This is a genomic window from Caballeronia sp. AZ7_KS35, from assembly GCF_023631045.1.
GTDB lineage: Bacteria > Pseudomonadota > Gammaproteobacteria > Burkholderiales > Burkholderiaceae > Caballeronia > Caballeronia zhejiangensis.
The window spans coordinates 19,658-40,761 of the sequence record NZ_JALQDV010000060.1; the positions used below are offsets into that span (position 1 = coordinate 19,658).

Sequence of the window (21,104 nt, forward strand, 5' to 3'; positions counted from 1 at the left end):
CCGCGCGTAAAGCGAGATTAAATTGTGACTTGATGAGTGTTTGGAATCACCATGCGCAAGTTCAAGATCCCCAACATGGGCGCGCTGCTCGCCTTCGAAGCCGCTGCGCGCCATGAAAGCTTCACGCACGCGGCCAAGGAACTGTTCCTCACGGAGAGCGCCATCTCCCGTCAGATCGCCACGCTCGAATCCAATCTCGGCGTGCGCCTTTTTGCGCGCGCCAAACAGCGCGTGGTGCTGACGCGTGCGGGCCGCATCTACGGCACGCAGGTGCGGCGTTCGCTCGAACAGCTCGACCGCGACACGCTCTCCATCATCGCGCACGGCGGCGGCGGCGGTTATCTGGAGCTGGCCGTGCTGCCTACGTTCGCGTCGCAGTGGCTGATTCCGCGCATCGGCGATTTCTACGAATGCACGCCGGACGTGCGCGTCAACATGGGCGTGCGCACGGATGCCTTCTCTTTCGTGGATTCTCACTTCGAAGCCGCCATTCACTACGGCAAGCCCACCTGGCCCGGCACCACGGCGGACTATCTGTTCGGCGAGGAAGTAGTGGCGGTGTGCAAGGCGTCGCTGCTGGAGCGGCCCATCGGGCACGTGCATGAACTGCTCACGTATCCGCTGCTGCACTCCACCACGCGGCCGGACGACTGGACCCGCTGGTTCGCGAGCCTCGGCGTGGAAGACGCGAGCACCATGCACGGCATGCGCTACGAGCTGCACACCATGGCGATCAGCGCGGCCGCGGCGGGCCTGGGCGTCGCACTGGTGCCGAAGTTCCTGGTGAGCGGGCAGCTCGAACAGTTCGGGCTGATCGTGCCCTTCGAGGCGAGCATCAAGGCGGAGTCCGCCTATTTCCTCGTCTATCCGACCGAACTCAGCCATGGCAAGCCGCTGGAGAAGTTCCGCGAATGGCTGCTGAAGCAGGCCAGCGAATACACCGCCGACGACGACCGCGGGCCCGCGAGGTCTTGAGCATTTCGCATCATGTGGTGCTTTTATCTCGTTTGGCGAAGTAACTCGTCTGACCGATCATGAGCGCACGCTGGCGAGGCGCGTCGAATGTGTCCATGGGCGCGGCGAGCCGCCAGACCATCTCTCTTGCGGCGCCGCGCGTGCTTTGCCTGTCCGCGCGGCGCCGTTTTCGCACCCCGGGGACCCGCATGGCAAACGACCAAAAGAAACCTTCCACCGCTTCGCGCCGCGACTTCATTCGACTCGGCGTAGCCGGCGCGGCCGGACTTGCGATGCCTGCCATCTGGACCTCGGCGAAAGCCGCTTCGAAGCGCCTCGTGGTGCGCGACTCGGGCGGCGTCTATACCGACATCTACACCCGCACGCTGTACAAGCCGTTCCAGCAGGCGACGGGCATCGAAGTGGTGGGCGTGGCCTCGGGCGCTGAACCGACCGCGCAGATCAAGAGCATCGTCGAGACGGGCGCGAAGACCTGGGACATGGCCGAGCTGAGCTTTCCGGCCGTGTACCTTCTGTCGCGCAAGGACAAGATCTATCTCGAGCCGGTCAATCTCGACGGCAACGCTGCCGTCGCGAAGATTCCCGCACAGTTCCGCGATCCGTATGCGATCGGCCACAACGTCTACACGACGGTGATGACCTATCGCTCGGACGCCTTCAAGGGCGGCAAAACGCCTGCTTCCTGGGCCGACCTGTGGGATGTCAAGGCGTTCCCGGGCCGTCGCGCGCTGCGCAGGTTCCCGTTCGACACCATCGAAGAAGCGCTCATGGCCGCCGGCACCCCGCCGAGCAGCGTCTATCCGTGCGATCTGGATAAAGCGTTCAAGAGTCTCGACCGCGTGAAGCCTAGCATCGATATCTGGTGGACGACGGGCGCGCAGTGCGAGCAGTTGCTCAAGTCGGGCGAAGTGGCGATGGCGTCGAGCTGGCTGGCGCGCGTGCTGCCCGCCATCGATGCGGGTGCGCCGCTCGCGATTTCATGGGACGGCCACATCTACGGTCCGCAGGCGTTCGGCATCATGAAGGGCGGCGACAATGTCGATGCCTGCCGCCAGTTCGTCGCGTTCTGCGCGGACCCGAAGCGCCAGGCGGAAGTGGCGAGCGCGCTGGCGGTCGGGCCGACGCATCCGAACGCGTTCCAGTACATTGATGCGAAGCGCGCGAAGAACCTGCCGACCTTCCCGGACAATTTGCGTCGCGGCGTGCGTATCGACCCGTCGTACTGGCCGGCGCATCAGGATGTCGCGATCGAGCGCTTCAACGACTGGGTGCTGCGCTAGCCCTCGTCGAACCATCAGGATGCGATGAGTCTTTTCTATTCTTCAACGCAGGGTTTCGCCAACGTCGCCGATTACCGCGAGGCCGCGCGGCGGCGGCTGGCGAAGATTGCCTTCGACTATCTCGACGGCGGCGCCGAAGACGGTCACACGCTGGCGCGCAACCGCGCCGCGTTCGCCGATGTGCATTTCGCTCCGCGCGCGATGGTGGATGTCTCGCACGTCTCGCCGGCCGCGCAGTTGTTCGGCTACGCGGCCGCCGCGCCGATGGTCGTCGGGCCGACCGGACTGAACGGATTGTTCTGGCCCAAGGCCGATGAAATGCTGGCCCGCGCTGCTGCGGCGCGCGGCGTGCCGTTCGCGCTGTCGAGCGCCTCCACGTCGCTGCTCGAAGATGTGCGCGCCGCCGCGCCGGACGGCGAGCTGTGGATGCAGCTGTACGTGCAGAAGGATCGGCGTATCGCCGAGAGCATCATGCGGCGCGCGTCGGAAGCGGGCTACACGGCACTGCTCGTCACGGTGGATACGCCCGTGCATGGCCGCCGCGATCACGACATCCACAACAACTACCGCTTGCCCCTGCCGATCACGCCGAAGCTGATCCTCGACCTGCTGCGGCATCCGCACTGGGCGTTGCAGATGGCGCGCCAGGGCACGCCGCAACTCATCAACCTCGCGCGCAGTCTTGGCGAAGCCCCCGATTTGCAACGTCAGGCGGCCGCGCTGGCGCGCCAGATGGATCTGTCGCTGGCGTGGTCGGACATCGCGTGGCTGCGCAAGCACTGGAACGGGCCGCTGCTCATCAAGGGCATCCTGACCGTCGATGACGCGCGTTTCGCGCAGCAGCACGGCGCGGACGGCATCGTGCTGTCGAATCACGGCGGCCGCCAGCTGGAAGGCGCGGATGCGCCGCTCGACGTGCTACCCGCCGTGGCCGATGCCGTCGGCGATGCGCTGCATGTCTATCTCGATTCGGGCGTGCGGCGCGGCGCCGATGTGGTCAAGGCCGTCGCGCTCGGCGCGCGCGGCGTGCTGCTCGGGCGCGCGCCGCTGTATGGCCTCGCGGCACGCGGCGATGCGGGCGTTGCGCATGTGCTGTCGCTGCTGTTCGATGAAATCGTGACGACCATGACGCTGCTCGGCAGCCCCGGCATCGACACGCTGCACGAGCGCATCTCGGGCGCGCGGCCCGGCACTGCTGCCGCGACCGGCAAACCTAACGTCACTGTCCTACCCAAGCGGGTCCAATCATGAATCTGATCGAATCGTTGCTGCACATCGTGGGGCCGAAGGGCCTCGTGGACCTCGCCGATGCCGAACCGATGCTCACCGACTGGCGCGGCCGCTATCGTGGCCAGGCGCGTGCCGTCGTCAAGCCCGCGGACACCGCGCAGGTCGCGCAGGTGATGCAACTGTGCGCGGAGCTTGGCGTGAGCGTGGTGCCGCAAGGCGGCAATACCGGCCTCGTGGGCGGCGCGACGCCGTCCGAAGCGGGCGACGCCATCATCATCAGCCTCGCGCGCATGAGCAAGATCCGCGAGATCGACACGCGCAACGACACGCTGACCGTCGAAGCCGGCTGCACGCTGCAACAGATCCAGGAAGCGGCGGCGTCGGTGGACCGGCTGTTTCCGCTGTCGCTCGCGAGCGAAGGCTCGTGCCAGATCGGCGGCAACATCTCGACCAACGCGGGCGGCACCGCCGTGCTGCGCTACGGCAACATGCGTGCGCTGGTGCTCGGCCTCGAAGCCGTGCTGCCGGACGGCCGTGTCTGGGACGGCCTGCGCGGACTGCGCAAGGACAACAGCGGCTACGACATGAAGCAGATGTTCATCGGCGCGGAAGGCACGCTCGGCGTGGTGACCGCGGCCGTGCTCAAGCTGTTTCCGGCGCTGCGCTCGCATGCCACGGCATGGGTCGCGCTCGATTCCGCCGATGCCGCGATCGAACTGCTCTCGCGTTGCCGCGCCACCTGCGGCGATGTGCTGACTTCGTTCGAACTGATGTCGCGCAGTCAGCTCGACGTGGTCTATCAGGAAGTCCCCGACACCCGCGATCCGCTCGCCGGCCAGTCGCCGTGGGTGCTGATGATCGAACTCGCCGATGCCGCGCACGACGCGCCGTTGCAGGCGATGCTCGAAGACGTGATCGGCGCGGCGCTCGAAGAAGGCATCGCGCTGGATGCCGCGCTCCCCGCGAGCGAAGCGCAGGCCGCGGCGCTGTGGAATATCCGGCATATCGTGTCCGAGGCCAATGTGCGCTTCGGCACGAGCGTCACGCACGATATTTCGCTGCCCATCTCGCAGATTCCCGCGTGCCTCGCGCAGACCGAAGTCAGGCTGAACGGGGCGGGACTGGTGGAAGGCGCGCGCTTTCTTTATGTGGGCCACGTGGGCGACGGCAACATCCACTCCATCGTGCTGTTCCCGCATGCGGTGTGGGCGAAGGTCGAGGACCGCGATGCTCGCGTCAATGCGATCGGCAAGATCGTCAACGATGCCGCCGTGGAGTTCGGCGGCAGCATCAGCGCGGAGCATGGCATTGGCCGCGCGCATCGCGATGAACTCTCGCACTACAAGAGCGCGGTCGAACTCGACATGATGCGCGCGGTGAAGCGCGCGCTCGATCCGGATGGCCGGATGAATCCCGGCAAGCTGCTCTGACGCGCGCCGCTCAAGGTTTTCACAGGACTCTCACCGATGACACTCGAAGTCTCCGCCCTCAAGGGCCTGTACCCCGCTTTTCCGACGCCATTCACGGCCGATGGTGCAATCGATGCGGAACGCCTGAATGCACTAGTCGATACGCTGATCGCCGATGGCGCGGCCGGCCTCGTGCCGGTGGGCGGCACCGGCGAATATACGGCGCTCTCGCCGGCTGAACGCACGCGGGTCGTGCGGGCGACGGTCGAGGCTGCGCGTGGCCGCGCGCCGGTGGTCGCGGGCGTGGTGTCGCCGGGCTATGCCGAAGCGCTCGACGCGGGCCAGGCATTCGTCGATGCGGGCGCGGCGGCGTTGCTGCTGGTCACGCCGTTCTACGTCACGCCGAGCGATGCCGGGGTGCGCGCGTATTTCCAGCGTTATCGCGATGCGGCGGGCGTGCCGCTGCTGCTGTACGACATTCCGGCGCGCACGCGCTACGCGACGCCGCCCGCCACCCTCGCCGCGATGGCGAAGGAGGACGGAACGATCATCGGCATGAAGGCGTGCAACACGGACCTCAATGCGTTCGCGCGTACGGTGGCGCTGGCGGGCGAACACATGGCGATCCTCAGCGGCGACGACCTGCTGTATGTGCATCACGTGCTACTGGGCGCGGTGGGCGGCATTCTGACGTCGGCGAGCCTGTTGCCGAAGGCGTGGGCGCGTATTCATGCGAGCGCGGCGAATGGCGATGCGGCGACTGCGCTGCGTGAACATGCCATGCTCGCGCCGATGCTCGATGCGATCTTCAGCGAGACCAATCCGGGACCGGCGAAGAAGGCGTTCGAGTTGCTGAGCGACGGGCTTGGGCCGGTGCGGCTGCCGTTGGTGGAACCGGCGGCGGCGACAGTGGCGCGGATGAAGGAGGCGTTGGCGGGGTTGCCGAAGGAGTGGTTGCCGTAAGCGCATCACTCTGACGCGTTCCAAATAAAACGGGCCCGGTTCGTCGAACCGGGCCCGTTGCTATTACTGCTGATGCAAGACGCCGCGCTCAAGCCGCGCGCTTCTCCCCCGCCCCCAGCGCCGGAAACTCCGCCACGAGTTCCGCAAACACCGCATGCACGATCTCCACGCCCGCAGCAACTTCCCCTCGTGCCGCGATACGCTCAAACATCTGATGCTTCAGGAAGAAGCGCCAGCCGATCGACACCGACTCCAGATATTCGCACAGCACCGCATAACGCTCGCGCGTCCACACAGCTTCATGCGCGCGGCGGTTCGGGCCGTAGTCGAAGAAACCATCGTCGAGCTTCCGCTCCGTGCCCATCTCAGCGCGCAGCGCAGCGGTGGCCGCCACATCCAGCGCGCCCGTGGCGACCACCACGCCATACAGATCGCGCGCCTGCTGTGCCGATACATGACCGCGCCGGACATCGCGCGCCACTGCTTCGGCCGCACGCAACGTCGGCGCGCCGTAACCGCCGCCGCCATTGCCTTCGAGCCGAATCACATCGCCCGGTTTGCACGCCACCAGATCGGTATTGCCGAGCACTTCCTCGCGCTCCGTGCCCGGATTGCGCTTGAACACCGAGGTGCGCCCCGCCATGCCGCCCTTGATGCCCCACGAGCCGAACAACGTACGGTCGCGATTGCGCGCGGTTACCAGCGTGTTCGGTGCGAAGACCTTGAACTCCATCGCGATGGCCAGGCCGCCGCGATACTGCCCCGCCCCGCCGCTGTCGCCGACGAGGCCATATTCGAGAATACGGATCGGCACTTCGGCTTCGTTGATCTCAACCGGCGTGTTGCGCAGGAACGCCATGTTCGCGCCTGACGCATCCGAGCCGTCGCCGGCCGATGCACCGCCCGCGCCGCCCATCACCGGACCGAGCGAGGCCATGATGGTGCGGCCCGCCGTGTCGGTGGTCTTGACGTTGAGCAGACACACGCTCGACGCCGGACAAGCCGGCATGCGTTCCGGCAGCGCCTGTGCGAACGCGCCGAACACCGCCGCCTGCACGACCACGCACGTCAGCGTACGCATGCCCACCGCGGCCGGCGGCACGGGATTCAGCACGCTGCCGAGCGGCATCTCGCAGGTCGCGATGCGCAACATGCCCGCATTGAGCAGGATGTCCGGGTTCAGCGAATACAGCACGTAATTGAGCGCAACCAGCAACAGCGCGTGACGCGGATGATTCCCGGTCGGCACGTTCATCGACGACGTCAGTTGCGGATCGCTGCCGGAAAAGTCGAAGCCGAGCAGGCCGTCATCGACGGTCAGCGTCAGCGCGATGCGCATCGGCTTGCCGCCCACCGCGTCTTCATCGACGTAATCGGCGAAGAAGTACTTGCCATCAGGAATCGTGCGGGCCACCGCGCGCGCCTGGCTCTCCGAGTAATCGAGTAACTGGCCGATGCCCGCCTTGAACGCCTCGACGCCAAAGCGCTCGACGATCTCGAGCACGCGCCGCTCGCCCGTCGTCAGACACGCGATCTGCGCCTTCAAGTCGCCGATGTTCTGATCCGGCGCGCGCACGTTGGCCATCATCCACGACAGGAGCGTCTCGTTGACGACGCCGCCGTCCACCACGCGCGTCGGCGGAAAGCGGATGCCTTCCTGATGAATCTCCGTCAGCGTGCGCGACAGCGATGCAGGCACCGCGCCGCCCATGTCCGTGTTGTGAATGTGCCCCGACACGAAGCAGATGATCTCGCCCTCGTAGAACACCGGCTTCCACATCACCACATCCGGCGTGTGCGTCGCCACGTAACCGCTGTACGGATCGTTGGTCATGCACACGTCGCCCGGCTTGTAGTCCGTGAACGAACGGATCACCGGACCGTAGTCCAGACCGACATACCACGTTGCGCCAAAGGTGCGCGGCGACGCGAAGGTCAGGCCGTCCACGCTCGCGAGCGCACACGAGAAGTCCTCGGTTTCCTTCACGAAGGTCGAGTGCGCGGTACGCACCAGCGTATAGGCCATGCTTTCGGCGGCCGCGACGCAGTAGTTCGCAAAGATCTGCAGTTCCGATTTATCGAATTTCATGATCGGTCTTCAATGTTGAGTTGCGCGATTCGTCAGAACCAGATTGCCGAACGGATCGACCGTGACCGAGAAGCCCGGCAGCACGCACGTGGTTGCATCGTCCTGCGAGACCACCGCCGGGCCTTCGAACGCCTGGTCTGCGCGCAAATCGGCACGGCGATACAGCGGAATGCGGCGCGCTTCGTCGTCCATCCACACGTCGATCTCGCGCACCGGCACCGGCGCCGCATCGCTCGTCGCGATCCGTTCGAGCTCGGGCTTCGGCGTCGGCGAGGAAATCACCAGCCGCAGCGCCACCAGTTGGATGCCCGCGTGATCGTCGCTGTGGCCGTACAAACGGCGATGTTCGTGATGGAACGCTTCGCGCACGGCGGCGAGATCGCCGGAAGCGATGGTAGTGGCATCGAGCGCCGTCTCGATCTCGAATGATTGACCGCGATAGCGCATGTCCGCCGTCATGACGATGGACACGCCTTCTGCATGGCCGATCTGCGCCGTCATCCAGTCACGCGCCTGCTTCTCCAGTTCGCGGGCATCGTCCGCGAGAAGCGCGAGCGTCGCCTCGTTCAGCTCGTAGTAGGTCGTCTTGACGAAGTCGTTCTTGATATCCGCGATCAGCCCGCCCAGCGCGCTCAGCACGCCCGGCGTCACCGGCACGGTGACATCCGGCATGTTCAGCGAGCGCGCCAGATAGCACGCGAGCATCGGGCCGGCGCCGCCGAACGGCAGCAGCGTGAAGGTGCGCGGGTCGATGCCGAAGCGCGACACGAGCCGGCTGGTGCCCGCATACATGCTCGACGTGGACACGCGGATGATGGCCTCCGCCGTCTGCTCGACGCTCTTGCCGAGCCGCTCCGCGAGCGTGCCGATTGCGCGGCGCGCGGCCTCGCGATCCAGCGACACCGAGTTGTAGCCGAGGTCCGACTGCCCGAGCACGCCCATTACGGCGAAGGCATCGGTGATGGTCGGCTGTTCGCCGCCGCGTCCGTAGCAGACCGGACCCGGATTCGAACCCGCGCTGTGCGGGCCGACCTTCAACACACCGAAGTCGTCCACCCACGCGATGGAGCCGCCGCCGTCGCCAATCGACGACACCGACACCGACGGAATATGAATCTGGAATTCGCCGATGTATTCGCCAGTCGCGTACTGCGGCTTGCCGTCGACGATCAGCGCGACGTCCGCCGTGGTGCCGCCGATATCTAGGCTCATGCAGTTGCGAATGCCGCACTGGTTCGCGATATACGCCGCGCCGATCACGCCCGACGCCGTGCCCGACAGGATCATCTGCGCGCAGTTGCTCTTGCCGTTCTCGGCGCTCATGACGCCGCCGTTCGACTTGGTCACCTTCAGTTCGGCGGGCACGCCGGCTTCAGCGAGCGCAGCCTGCAAACGCGTCAGATAGTCCGCGACCTTCGGCTGCACATAGCCGCTGATGATCGCGGTAGAGGTGCGCTCGTATTCGCGGATGATCGGCCACACTTCATGCGAGCACGACACGAACAGCTCCGGATAGTGCTTCGCGATCAGCGTCTTGACGTCCTTCTCATGCTGCGGATTGCGATACGAATGCAGCAGCGACACCACGACGCCTTCGCAATCCGAGCGGCGAATGCCTTCGATCGCGGCCAGCACGCTGGCTTCGTCGATCGGCGCTTCCTCGCTGCCGTCCGCCGCAAGCCGGCCCTTTACGCCGAACACGCGGTCGCGCGGAATCAGCGGGTCCGGCCGGCGCGACAGCAGGTGATACATGTCGGGGATCTTCAGGCGCGCGATATCCAGCACGTCCTCGAACTTTTCCGTTGTGATGAGGGCGAGACGCAGGCCGCGCCGCTGCACCACCGCGTTGACGCCGACCGTCGTGCCGTGCGTGAAATACGCGACGTCGCGCGCCTCGATGCCATAGCGCTCGATCAATCCCGCCATGCCGGCCAGCACCTCGCTGCCGGGACTGTCGGGGCGCGAGAACACCTTCAGCGTGCGGATACTGCGTGTGTCGTCGTCCAGCACCGCGAAATCGGTGAAGGAACCGCCGATATCGACTCCAATTCTCAGGCTCATGAACTCAATCCTCTGTTGCGGTCAGCGACCGATCTGCTTGTTCCACATCTCGACCCATTGCGGCGTCTTCTGCGAGATCACGTCGAACGGCAGCCACATCGAGTCGTTGTCCTGCGGCACGCGGGGCGCCACCTTCTCCGAGTACTTCGCGTTCTTGTTCGAAGCCGAGTACTGGATCAGGTTGGCGAAGCAGCTCTGCCCTTCCGCCGATGCCACCACGTTCATGAACTGTAAGCCGAGCGGCGAACCGTTCTTGACCTTCTGCACCATGGTCGGGAACGCCACCGCGCCCGGCTTCGGATTCAGATAGCCGATGTCCGGATTGCTCGCGTCATGCTCGGCCCAGGCGCGGCCGTCGAAGTACATGGCCATGTCGATATCGCCCGACTTGAGCGCCACCAGCGGCGAATTCGGTTCGCTGTAGAAGGTCACGTTGCCGCTCTTCTGCATCTTCTTGACCTCGTCGAGACCCGGCTGCACGTTGTCGAGACTGCCGCCGTACACCATCGCGAACAAACCGATCAAGCCCTGCGCCGTGCCCACGTAGGCGATGCCCGGCAGCGCCGCACGCCACTTGCCGGCGTTGGTGCCGTCGACGAATTCCTTCCACGTCTTCGGCGGATTCGGCACGGCCTTCTTGCTGTACATCAGGCCGAAGTCGCCGAACGCGATCGGAAAGCCATAGCCCTTGCCGTACGCGAGCATGTTCGGCTTGATGTCCTTCAGGTTCGGCACGTTCTTTTCGTCGATCGGCTCCACCAGGCCTTTCTGGCGCGCGATCTCGCCGCTGTCCACGAGGCCGATCATCACGTCGATGGGCGGATGCGCCGGGTTCGCCGCGATCTGGTTGATCCACTGCATCGGGCTGCCGAGAATCACGTCGACCGAGTTGCCGGTCTGCTTCTCGAAGGGCTGCACGAAGCACTTGCGATAAGCCTGTTCCCATGCACCGCCATAAGCGGTGACGGTCAGGTCGGCGGCGTGCGCGGTCAGCGCGGCGGCGGAAAGCGAGATCGCCAGCCCAGTGGCGCGCACAGCATGTGAGACGTTCATTCAGGCTCCGTAGCAGGTGAGGGGGTGTGGCGCTGGCTTCATTGCGTCGTCAACGCGCGCAGGCCGTAGGTTTTTTCGACGATCAACAGCAGGACAATGGTGATCGCCATCTGCACCGTGCTGATTGCGGCGATGGCGGGATCGAACTGGTTTTGCAGGTACGACAGCATCACGACGGGCAGTGTCGTGACGTTCGCCGTGCCGAAGAAATACGACACGCCAAGGTTGTCGAGCGACACGAGAATCGAGAACAGCGCGCCCGCGAAGATGCCCGGCGCGATCAGCGGCAAGGTCACGTGGCGGAAGGCCTGCCAGCGGTCCGCGCCGAGCACCGAGGCCGCTTCCAGATAGGACGCGTGCGTGTTCTTGTAGGTGGCGAGCGTGGTGCGCATCACGTAGGGCACGGACACGACCGTATGCGCGATCAGCAGCGCCAGGAACGACACGCCAATGCCGATGTTCGACAGGAAGTACAGCAACGACAGTCCGATCACCAGCGCGGGAATGGCGATGGGCGCGAGCAGGAAGGTGGTGAGCGCCGTCGCCACGCGGCCGCTGCTGCGGCCCACGCCGAGCGCCGCAGGCACGGCGATCAGGATCGCGATGAACGACGAGCTGAGCGCCAGATAGAGGCTCGTCAACAGCGAATCGACGAACGGGCGGTATTCCCACAAGCGGTGATACCAGCGCAGCGACAGGCCGCCGAGCGGCACGGCAAGCGATTCGTCCGGCGAGAACGACACCAGCACCACCACCACGATCGGCGCGATGAGCGCGATGAAGAACAGCGCGGTGAAGACCGCGAGCGAACCGGCGCCGGCGCGCGCGGCCATTCTGTCGAAGGTTCCGGCGCGCATCATCGTGCGTCTCCCTTGCGTCCGGCGACGCGCAACTGGACATACAGGCACGCAAGCACGATGACGAGCAGCAGGTTGCCCATCGCGCTGGCGAAGCCGAGGTCCTGGGTGAGCGAGAACTGCTGGAAGATCAGCAGCGGCAGCGTGACCACGCTGCCGTCGCCAAGCAGCAACTGCGTCACGAAGCTGCCGCTCGTGAGCATGAAGACCAGCACGCAGCCCGTGAGAATGCCTTCCATCGCGAGCGGCAAGGTGACGAGCAGGAACGTGCGCGCCGCTCCCGCGCCGAGAATGCGCGCCGACTCTTCGAGCCGAGGGTCCACGCCGCGCAGCACCGGCACGATGGAAAGCACCATGAACGGCACCATCACATGCACGATGCCGATATACACGCCGAGCGGTCCGCCCAGCACGCGCAGCGGCCGTTCGATCAGGTGCAGCCACGTCAGCAGGTCATTGAAGGGACCATGTCGCGCGAACAGCACGCGCCAGCCGAACGTGCGCATGATGATCGACGTGAGCAGCGGCGCGATCAGCAGGAACAGCATCGGCATCGCGAGGCGTCCCGCGCGGCGCACCATGAAGTGCGCGATCGGATAGCCGAGCGCGAGACACAGCAGCGTCGCGATGAAGCTCACCTTGATGGTCTCGACGATCACGCCGCGATAGTACGGGTCGACGAACAGCTTCTCGTAGTTCGCCCACGGACTGGCGTGCGACGGCGCAGCCTGCGCGTCGAGTCCGAGGCTGCGCAGCGCGTTGCCGATCAGCGGAAACGCAAAGAACACGATCAGCAGCACGAGCGCGGGTGCGCACAGCAGCGCGATGCGCAGCGCGGCCTCGCGCGCACGGCGCTGTCCTCGGGGCGCGGCGGCGAATGTGGTGGCGGCGGGCGTGGACATCAGCGCGCTCCTTCGCTCGCCAGCGGCCCGGCCTGCGTGACCGGCGCAATGCTCGCGTCCGGCGCGGCGGCAGGCACGCCGTCCGGTTCGAGCACGACCACGTCGTGCGGGGCGAAGGACACCGTCACCGCCTGGCCGCGCGCATGGCCCGCGTGATCGGTGGAGAACGCTTGTTCGTAGGCGTAGATGCGCGGGCCGAGGCCCGGCACGTCGATCTCATAGGAATGTTGCGAGCCGCGAAACACGTGCTGCACGATCTGTCCGCGCAGGCGGATATGGCCTTCCTTGGGCGCATCGATGGCGATTTTCTCCGGCCGCAGCGCCACTTCCAGCGTGCCCGGCAAGTCGCCCTGCAACGCGCGCGGCAGGCTCAGTGTCATCTCGACCGGCGCGTTGCCGGATTCCGGCAGCGTGGCTACGGTCATCGACTGCACGCTGCGCGCGCTGACGCGGCACGCGAACACATTCGCCGTGCCCAGAAACTCCGCGACGAAGCGGTTGCGCGGCCGGTCATACACTTCACGTGGCGCGCCGCTTTGCAGGATGCGCCCGTGACTCATGACGACGACGCGGTCGCTCATCGTCATCGCCTCTTCCTGATCGTGCGTGACCATCACGCTCGTGATGCCGAGTTCCTGCTGCATGCGGCGGATCTCGAACTGCATGCCTTCGCGGAGATTCTTGTCGAGCGCGCCGAGCGGTTCGTCGAGCAGCAGCACCGAAGGATCGTTGACGATGGCGCGCGCCAGCGCGACGCGCTGCTGCTGGCCGCCCGACAGTTGGCCGATACGGCGATCGCCATACTGCGGCAGGCGAATCAGATCGAGCATGCGCGTCACCTGCGCCGCGATATGAGCCTTCTTCGCGCCCGCCATGCGCAGCCCGAAACCGATGTTCTCGCCCACCGTCATGTGCGGAAACAGGCTGTAATTCTGGAACACCATGCCGAGGCCGCGCTTGTTCGGCGGCAACGCGGAGACATCGGCGCCGTCGATGCGCACGCTGCCCGTATCGGGAAACTCGAAGCCCGCGATCAGCCGCAGCGTGGTGGTCTTGCCGCACCCCGACGGCCCGAGCAACGAAACCAGTTCGCCCGGTTCCACGGCGAGCGTCAGCGTGTCAAGCGCCTGAACGCCGCCGTAGCGCTTGCTGACGCCTTCGAGGATGAGGCTCTTCGAACCGGTTCTCGCGGCGCCTGCCGCCGGATGCGCCGTAGCGCGACTAGGGTGATTCATGCGAGCTCCCAGGTTTCAAATAAGGGCGTTGCGCTGGAGGTTGCGGTTCTGCTAGGCGGACAGCGCCTTCATCTCCTGGTCGAGCGCATGGATCAGCCGCTCGAGCTGGCGATGCAGCCATTCGGCTTCATGGCCGGCGAAGAACGTATCGAGGAAGATGCCGCGCATCGACGAGAGCAGGAACGGCAGCAGTTCGGACAGTGCGCGTTTCGTGTCGGCCCTGAGCGACGGATTCGCCTCGATCACGCGGTACATGTGTTCGCGCGTGCGCGTGCGGTGCTCGACGAGCGCCTCATGCAGCGCCTGGTCCGGCCGCAATCCGATATTGATTTCCCAGACCGCCCAATAGCGGCGGCTGCCGTACAGCGCCCACAGCGACGTGACGATGCCGCGCGCCGCGCCGTCGCCACGGCTTGCCGGATCGCGCAACTGGCGAAACAGCGCGAGCGCTTCTTCGGTGAGTTCGTCGAGCACCGCGAACAGCAGGCTCTCCTTGGTCGGAAAGTGGTGATGCAGCGCGCCGGTGGTCACGCCTGCATGCTCGGCGATGGCCGAAGTCGTCGCGCGGGCAAAGCCGAGGTCGCTCAGGATCGCGATGGCCGAGCGCACCAGCGCGGCCCGCGCGAGCGCGGTGCGGTCGGCCTGCGTGCGCCTTTTCACGACGGTCGTCGTCATGGCCGGTCTCCGTTCTGGCGTCGTGCAGATACCATCTGCTCGGTATGTAAGTGAGGGTAGCTTCGCGCGAACGAGCGCGCGCATCCGGCGCCGGCGGGCCCTGGCGGGCTTCGGCGGCGTCGTGTTGAAAGTATTCTGGCGAGGAAAGAAACGCATGTAGCGTGAGAAATAATCAAGACTTCATGCCGGAGCGGCATCAAGTCGGGATCATCGCTACAGGGGCGGGGAGGGTTTGCGGACCGGGCTATCCAGCCCTGCGGCCAGTTCCGGGACGGCCGTGAACAGATCGCCGACGAGACCGTAATCGGCCACGCTGAAGATCGGCGCTTCCGCGTCCTTGTTGATCGCAACGATCACCTTGCTGTCCTTCATGCCCGCCAGATGCTGGATCGCGCCCGAGATGCCGACCGCCACGTACAGCTGCGGCGCGACGATCTTGCCCGTCTGGCCCACTTGGAAGTCGTTCGGCACGTAACCGGCATCGACCGCCGCGCGCGATGCGCCCAGCGCCGCGCCCAGCTTGTCCGCCAGCGGTTCCAGCGTCTTCGTGTAATTCTCGCCGCTGCCCAAGCCACGGCCGCCCGACACGATGATGTGCGCGCTCGTCAGTTCCGGACGGTCCAGCTTCGTCACTTCCCGGCTCACGAACTGGGAGATGCCTGCATCGGCGGCGGCTTCGATCTTCTCGACCGCTGCACTGCCGCCTTCCGCCGCGACCGGATCGAAACCGGTTGCACGCACCGTGATGACCTTGACCGGATCGCTCGACTGCACCGTCGCGATGGCGTTGCCCGCGTAGATCGGACGCTCGAAAGTATCGGCGCTGTCGACGGCGGTGATGTCGCTGATCTGCGCGACATCGAGATGCGCGGCGATACGCGGCGCGATGTTCTTGCCGTAAGCGGTAGCCGGCGCCAGGATGTGCGAATAATCCTTCGCGATGTTCAGCACCGTGCCTTCGACGTTTTCCGCGAGGCCGTCGGCGAGTTGAGGCGCATCGGCGAGCAGCACTTTCGCTACGCCCGCGATCTTCGCTGCGGCATCGGCTGCGTCTTGCGCGTTCGAGTCTGCCACCAGCACATGCACGTCGCCGCCGATCTTCGTGGCCGCTGCAACCGTATTGAGCGTCGCCGCCTTGATCGACGCGTTGTCGTGTTCCGCAATTACCAGAATCGTCATGTTCAAATCACCTTCGCTTCGTTCTTCAGCTTCTCGACCAACGTTTTCACGTCCCGCACCGTGATACCGGCGCCGCGCTTCGGCGGCTCGACAACCTTCAGCGTCTTCAAACGCGGCGCGACATCGACGCCGAGTTCGGCAGGCGTCATCGTGCTCAACGGCTTCTTCTTCGCCTTCATGATGTTCGGCAGCGTGACATAACGCGGCTCGTTCAGGCGCAGGTCCGTCGTGATGATTGCCGGCAGCTTCAACGACAGCGTTTCCGCGCCGCCATCCACTTCGCGCGAGACAGAAGCGCGGCCATCGGCGATCACGACCTTCGATGCGAACGTCGCTTGCGGCAGCCCTGCCAATGCAGCCAGCATCTGACCGGTCTGATTCGAATCGTCGTCGATAGCCTGCTTGCCGAGAATGACGAGTTCGGGCTTTTCCTGATCGACCAGCGCTTTCAGGATCTTCGCAACGGCGAGCGGCTGGAGCTCTTCCGCCGTCTCCACCAGCACCGCGCGATCCGCACCGATGGCGAGCGCCGTGCGCAAGGTTTCCTGACATTGCATCACACCGCACGACACGGCGATCACTTCAGTCGCGATGCCCGCTTCCTTCAGACGCACCGCTTCCTCAACGGCGATCTCGTCGAACGGATTCATCGACATCTTCACGTTGGCGAGTTCGACGCCCGTGCGGTCCGATTTCACGCGGACCTTCACGTTGTAATCCACCACGCGTTTGACGGTTACGATAACTTTCATGAGCTTGAGATGAGAGTGAAATTGTCTTTACTGCGCGCCCAGTTCCCGGGCCAGTTCATCCGAACGCGCCTGTGCCGCACGCACGCCGCGCCCGATTTCTTCCTTGATGCCGGACTGTTCGAACGAGGCCAGCGCGGCCGCCGTCGTGCCGCCCTTCGACGTCACCCGCTCGCGCAACACCGCCGCCGTTTCATCCGACTGCCGCGCCAGCGCCGACGCACCGAAGAAGGTCTCCAGTGCCAACGTGCGCGCCTGCCTGGCGTCGAGCCCGGCGCTTTCGCCCGCAGCGATCAACGATTCGATGAAATAGAACACATAGGCCGGCCCGCTTCCCGACACCGCCGTGACTGCATCGAGCTGCGCTTCGTGCTCGACCCACAGCGTCGCGCCGACCGAACTCATGACGGCATTAGCCTGCTCGCGCATCTCGGGCGTCACATCCGGGGCCGCGTGCAGTCCCGTCATGCCCATGCCGATCAACGCGGGCGTGTTCGGCATGGACCGGACGATGGCCGCATAGCCGCCGAGCCAGCGCGCGATATCCGCGATGCGCACGCCCGCCGCGACGCTGATGACGAGTTGTCGCCTCAGCAACGTCGCAAGCGCGGCGCACACTTTCTCCAGGATCTGCGGCTTCACGGCGAGCACGATTGCATCGAAACCTTCCGCCGATGCAAGGCGCTCCGCCGTATCGACATCCAGTTCCTGCGCGGCTGCGTGCCGCTTGCTTTCGTCCGGATCGACGGCCAGCAGGTCATGAGACGCCGCGCCCCGTCGAATCAGTCCGCCCATCAGAGCCGAAGCGAGATTACCTGCGCCGATGAAGGCGATTTTCATATCGTTTTCCTGAGTTGAGCATCTTTGATTGAACTACAATCGAAGCCATCGAAATACAATCATTTGCCCCATGCACAAGGCATCCACCACGTCTGCGCGCAGCACGCGCGAAGCTTCCGGCGAGCGCTCTTCGCTGTTCGTCGGTTCCGCTGAAAAGACCTTCCGTGTGCTGCACGCCTTTGACGGTCCGAACCGGCAGATGACGCTTGCGGATCTCGCCAAGGCATCCTCGCTCGACCGCAGCGCCGCGCAACGCATCGTTCATACACTCGAGGCGCTCGGCTATCTGGCGCGCGTCCCCGAGACGCGCGACTACCGGCTCACGACCAAGGTCCTGCAGTTTTCGTATAACTACATCCGCGCCAACGAACTGATCGATAAAGCCTCGCCTTATCTGCTCGACATCAGCCGTCATCTCGGCGAAACCACTAACCTGCACGAGATCGACGGCAATGAAATCGTGTTTGTCGCGCGCTTTCCCGGCCGCCATCTCTTCAACGTGGATATCGCCCTGGGCGCGCGTCTTCCCGCGCTTTATACGGCGTCCGGCATCGCCATGCTTTCGCGTCTTCCCGAGAAGCAACTGAAGGCCGTCATGTCGCGCACGCCGCTCGAACGCATGACGCCCTATACCGAAACCGATCAGAAGAAGCTGCTTGAGCGCGTGCAACAGGCATCGCGCCGCGGCTATAGCGTCATCGAGAATGAAACCGTGCTGGGCGACATCGCGGTGGCCGCACCGATCACCGATCATGACGGCACCGCTGTTGCCGCCGTCAACATCTCGGTGCCCACCACGCGCTGGACTATCGAGCGTGTCGAAGCGGAACTGGTCAAGCATGTGCAGGTCGCCGCGACCTCCATCTCGAAGTCGCGGCTGCCGATGTCGCGCCGGTAATCAGCGCCCTTCGAAAATCGCCAGCTGCTTCTTCAGTTCGGCGCGCAGATTTCGCGACAGCGTGTCGTCGGCACGAACCAGCGGCGCGAGCATGTCCGGCGCATTCACGCCGATCAGGTCCATGACCGACTTCATCGGGCCTGGATTGGTTTCGGCGAACGCGAGGTCCATCAGCGGGATCAGCGAGCGATGCATCGCGAGCGCTTCCTGGGTCTTGCCCGCGCTGGCCAGTTCGAAAATACGCCGCCACGCCGTGGGCAACAGCGACGCCGTCACGACGATACCGCCACGCGCGCCCGCCGCCACATGCAGCGGGAACAAGGTGTCTTCACCGCTCAGCACCGCAAAGGAATCGTCGACGCCCGCGACCACGCGCAGGAAGTGATACATGTCGGTGTTGCACGCCTTCATGCCGATGATGCGCTCATGCTTCGACAACGCATGAATGACCTCGGGCGCAATGGCGACGCGCGTGCGGTACGGGATTTCGTACAGCAGGATGGGCACCGGGGATTCGTCGGCGTAGCGCAGGAAGTAATCGCGAATGCCGGCCTGCGTCGGGTTCGTGTAGTACGGCGTCAGCACGAGCAAGGCATCGGCACCTGCGGCGGCGAAGTCCTTCGCGGCTTTCATTGCGTCGTGATATCCCGGATCGAGCACGCCGGCGATCACCGGAATGCGGCCCGCCGCTTCGCGCGCGGTCAGTTCGACCATATGCACGCGCTGCTCGCTCGACAGCGCGCCGTATTCGCCCGTGCCGCCCAGCGGCAGCACGCCGTCGATGCCCTGTTCGAGCAGATAGCGCAGCAGCGCGCGGGTGGCATCGACGTTGATCGTGTCGTCCGGATTCACCGGCGTGGGAATCGCGGGCAGGATGCCATGCAAGGATTGAGACGTCAGCAACATACGATTTTCTCTAGATTTGAATGGCTCAGGATGCCGTGCTTCGACGACGCAAGCGGTCGGCAATGGAAATCAGAATGGAGATGAACACGAATAGCAGCGTGGACACGGCGGCGATCACCGGCGAGATCTGCATCGTGGTCTCGTCCCAGAACTGCTTGGGCAACGTCGTGCTCAACCCGCCTGACGAGAACAGCGCGATGGTCAACTCGTCGAACGAAGTCGCGAACGCGAACAGAAACGAGGACAGCATGCCCGCGCTCAGGATCGGGAACGTTACGCGGCGCAGTGTCGTGAAGGTGCGTGCGCCCATGCTTTGTGCTGCCAGATCAAGTCGCATGTCGTAGTTGCGCAGCACCGCCATCATCGTGATCACCACGTACGGCACGGCGACCACCGTGTGCGCCAGCACCAGTCCCAGCGACGAACCCACCAGACCGATCTTCGCGAAGAAGTAGAACACGCCCACCGCCAGGATCATGCGCGGCACCACGATCGGCGCCAGCACGAACGCGAGCATCGCCGCATTCCAGCGCAAGCCGCCGCGCACCAGCAGGAACGCCACGGGCGTGCCGATCGCCATCGACAGCACACCCGTGCCCACGCCTACCACCAGAGAACGGGTCGCAGCCTGCATCCACAGCGGCGAGTCCATCACCTGCTGGTACCACTGCAGCGATACGCCGTGCGGCGGCCATGCAAGGCCCGAGGCAGAATCGAACGACAAGGGGATCATCAGGAACGCAGGCGCGCTCAGGAACACCAGGATCAGCGTGACCACCGTGCGCAATGTCATGCCGTTACCGTCGCCTGCGCGCTTCTTGCGCTTCGGAAGTACGGTGATCAACGCGTCGGTTGCGTTTGCCAGCAGCGTGAGCAACGCGTCGCCGACCTTGCGGCCCAGGCCGCCGTGCTGCTTCGGGGTGCTCGCCGTGCTGCCACCGGTCATGGTCGACAGACCCACCATCCGGTCATACACCACGAATACCACCAGCACCACCGCCAGCAGCAGCACCGAGATCGCACCCGCGAAGCCCCAGTTCAACGCCTGCAACACCTGATCGATGATCAACTGCGTAATCATCGTCTCGTGACGTCCGCCGAGGAGCGTCGGCGTGATGAAAAAACCGATTGCCGTCACGAACACCATCAACGCCGAAGCAAACACCCCCGGCAACGACAGCGGGAAGTACACCTTCCAGAACGCCGTGCCCGGACGCGCACCGAGCGTCGATGCCGCGCTCGGCAAACGCCGGTCGATATTCTCCATCACCGAGAGCATCGTCATGATGGCAATCGGCATCAGCGCGTGCGTCATGCCCACGATCACCGCCGGCAGGTTGTACAGCAGCCCGAGCGGCGTATCGACGAGCCCCAGGTGCTTCAGCACCCAGTTGAGCACGCCGTTACGCCCGAGCAGCACGACCCACGCGAAGGTACGCACCAGAAAGCTCGTCCAGAACGACAGCAGCACCCAGTACAGCAAGCGGTTCTTGCGCTCGCGCGTGGCCGCCGAGATCAGGTAAGCGACCGGATAGCCCACCAGCACCGAGAAGAAGGTCGTGAGCAGCGATACCTTCATCGTCACCCACAGCACTTCCACATACACCGACGAGGCGAACAGCCGCTTGTACTCGGCCATCGTGAAGCCGCTCTGATTGCGAATACTCAGCAGCAGCAATTGTCCGACCGGATAGATCAGGAACACCGTGAGCAGCACGATCACGGGAGCTGCCATCGCGGCCACGCGCAGCTTGCGGCTCAGATGCGGGTTGCGCATCTTGCGCGGCGCGGCGCGATCGTTCT

At 65.0% G+C, this 21,104-nt stretch carries 18 protein-coding genes; 6 read left to right on the forward strand and 12 right to left on the reverse strand.

All coding sequences use genetic code 11. The features are described from left to right. The first annotated feature begins 51 nt into the window (after nucleotides 1-51). From NCT05_RS32480 to NCT05_RS32500, 5 genes are all read left to right on the forward strand, one after another. Nucleotides 52-975: a LysR family transcriptional regulator gene (locus NCT05_RS32480; RefSeq protein WP_250504140.1), complete on the forward strand. Its 924-nt coding sequence runs from the start codon at nucleotides 52-54 to the stop codon at nucleotides 973-975. Nucleotides 976-1,163: 188 nt separating this feature from the next. Beyond that, on the forward strand, nucleotides 1,164-2,255 hold the full coding sequence (locus NCT05_RS32485) for an ABC transporter substrate-binding protein (RefSeq protein WP_250504141.1): 1,092 nt from the start codon (nucleotides 1,164-1,166) through the stop codon (nucleotides 2,253-2,255). A gap of 24 nt (nucleotides 2,256-2,279) precedes the next feature. Continuing rightward, nucleotides 2,280-3,506 carry an alpha-hydroxy acid oxidase gene (locus tag NCT05_RS32490; protein WP_250504142.1) on the forward strand — a complete coding sequence of 409 codons (1,227 nt, stop codon included), beginning with the start codon at nucleotides 2,280-2,282 and terminating at the stop codon, nucleotides 3,504-3,506. Beyond that, complete coding sequence (locus NCT05_RS32495) at nucleotides 3,503-4,915, forward strand: FAD-binding oxidoreductase (protein WP_250504143.1); 1,413 nt, start codon at nucleotides 3,503-3,505, stop codon at nucleotides 4,913-4,915. Before NCT05_RS32490 ends, NCT05_RS32495 begins: the two co-directional genes overlap by 4 nt. Before the next feature lie 36 nt (nucleotides 4,916-4,951). Further along, nucleotides 4,952-5,857, forward strand: coding sequence for a dihydrodipicolinate synthase family protein (locus tag NCT05_RS32500; RefSeq protein WP_250504145.1), 906 nt, complete (start codon nucleotides 4,952-4,954; stop codon nucleotides 5,855-5,857). A gap of 88 nt (nucleotides 5,858-5,945) precedes the next feature. On the opposite strand, the gene NCT05_RS32505 is transcribed toward NCT05_RS32500, so the two are convergent. From NCT05_RS32505 to proC, 10 genes are all read right to left on the reverse strand, one after another. Further along, nucleotides 5,946-7,946 (reverse strand): hydantoinase B/oxoprolinase family protein, encoded by a 2,001-nt coding sequence (locus NCT05_RS32505; protein ID WP_250504146.1) that lies wholly within the window; start codon nucleotides 7,944-7,946, stop codon nucleotides 5,946-5,948. Between the two features lie 9 nt (nucleotides 7,947-7,955). After that, the gene (locus NCT05_RS32510) at nucleotides 7,956-10,007 is read right to left on the reverse strand and encodes a hydantoinase/oxoprolinase family protein (RefSeq protein WP_250504148.1); all 2,052 of its coding nucleotides are present in this window, start codon (nucleotides 10,005-10,007) and stop codon (nucleotides 7,956-7,958) included. Between the two features lie 21 nt (nucleotides 10,008-10,028). Beyond that, complete coding sequence (locus NCT05_RS32515; protein WP_250504149.1) at nucleotides 10,029-11,060, reverse strand: extracellular solute-binding protein; 1,032 nt, start codon at nucleotides 11,058-11,060, stop codon at nucleotides 10,029-10,031. A gap of 38 nt (nucleotides 11,061-11,098) precedes the next feature. Continuing rightward, complete coding sequence (locus tag NCT05_RS32520; RefSeq protein WP_250504150.1) at nucleotides 11,099-11,920, reverse strand: ABC transporter permease; 822 nt, start codon at nucleotides 11,918-11,920, stop codon at nucleotides 11,099-11,101. Continuing rightward, nucleotides 11,917-12,819, reverse strand: a complete 903-nt coding sequence (locus tag NCT05_RS32525; protein ID WP_250504152.1) for an ABC transporter permease — start codon at nucleotides 12,817-12,819, stop codon at nucleotides 11,917-11,919. Before NCT05_RS32525 ends, NCT05_RS32520 begins: the two co-directional genes overlap by 4 nt. Continuing rightward, nucleotides 12,819-14,054, reverse strand: coding sequence for an ABC transporter ATP-binding protein (locus tag NCT05_RS32530; RefSeq protein ID WP_250504153.1), 1,236 nt, complete (start codon nucleotides 14,052-14,054; stop codon nucleotides 12,819-12,821). The genes NCT05_RS32525 and NCT05_RS32530 overlap by 1 nt, the downstream gene beginning before the upstream one ends. Before the next feature lie 51 nt (nucleotides 14,055-14,105). Next, nucleotides 14,106-14,729 (reverse strand): TetR/AcrR family transcriptional regulator, encoded by a 624-nt coding sequence (locus NCT05_RS32535; RefSeq protein WP_250504154.1) that lies wholly within the window; start codon nucleotides 14,727-14,729, stop codon nucleotides 14,106-14,108. 213 nt (nucleotides 14,730-14,942) lie between these two features. Next, complete coding sequence (locus tag NCT05_RS32540) at nucleotides 14,943-15,908, reverse strand: electron transfer flavoprotein subunit alpha/FixB family protein (protein ID WP_250504155.1); 966 nt, start codon at nucleotides 15,906-15,908, stop codon at nucleotides 14,943-14,945. 2 nt (nucleotides 15,909-15,910) lie between these two features. Continuing rightward, the gene (locus tag NCT05_RS32545) at nucleotides 15,911-16,660 is read right to left on the reverse strand and encodes an electron transfer flavoprotein subunit beta/FixA family protein (protein WP_250504156.1); all 750 of its coding nucleotides are present in this window, start codon (nucleotides 16,658-16,660) and stop codon (nucleotides 15,911-15,913) included. A 27-nt stretch (nucleotides 16,661-16,687) separates the two neighbouring features. Next, nucleotides 16,688-17,497 carry a pyrroline-5-carboxylate reductase gene (gene proC, locus NCT05_RS32550; protein ID WP_250504158.1) on the reverse strand — a complete coding sequence of 270 codons (810 nt, stop codon included), beginning with the start codon at nucleotides 17,495-17,497 and terminating at the stop codon, nucleotides 16,688-16,690. 70 nt (nucleotides 17,498-17,567) lie between these two features. Between proC and NCT05_RS32555 the strand changes: the two genes are divergently transcribed. Then, nucleotides 17,568-18,395 (forward strand): IclR family transcriptional regulator, encoded by an 828-nt coding sequence (locus NCT05_RS32555; RefSeq protein ID WP_250504159.1) that lies wholly within the window; start codon nucleotides 17,568-17,570, stop codon nucleotides 18,393-18,395. Here the strand turns inward: NCT05_RS32555 and dapA are convergent, their stop codons facing one another. Both dapA and NCT05_RS32565 read right to left on the reverse strand, forming a co-directional pair. After that, nucleotides 18,396-19,301, reverse strand: coding sequence for a 4-hydroxy-tetrahydrodipicolinate synthase (gene dapA, locus NCT05_RS32560; protein WP_502801814.1), 906 nt, complete (start codon nucleotides 19,299-19,301; stop codon nucleotides 18,396-18,398). It lies immediately after the preceding gene. A 25-nt stretch (nucleotides 19,302-19,326) separates the two neighbouring features. Continuing rightward, nucleotides 19,327-21,078, reverse strand: coding sequence for an ABC transporter permease subunit (locus NCT05_RS32565; protein ID WP_502801815.1), 1,752 nt, complete (start codon nucleotides 21,076-21,078; stop codon nucleotides 19,327-19,329). Between the last annotated feature and the right edge of the window lie 26 nt (nucleotides 21,079-21,104).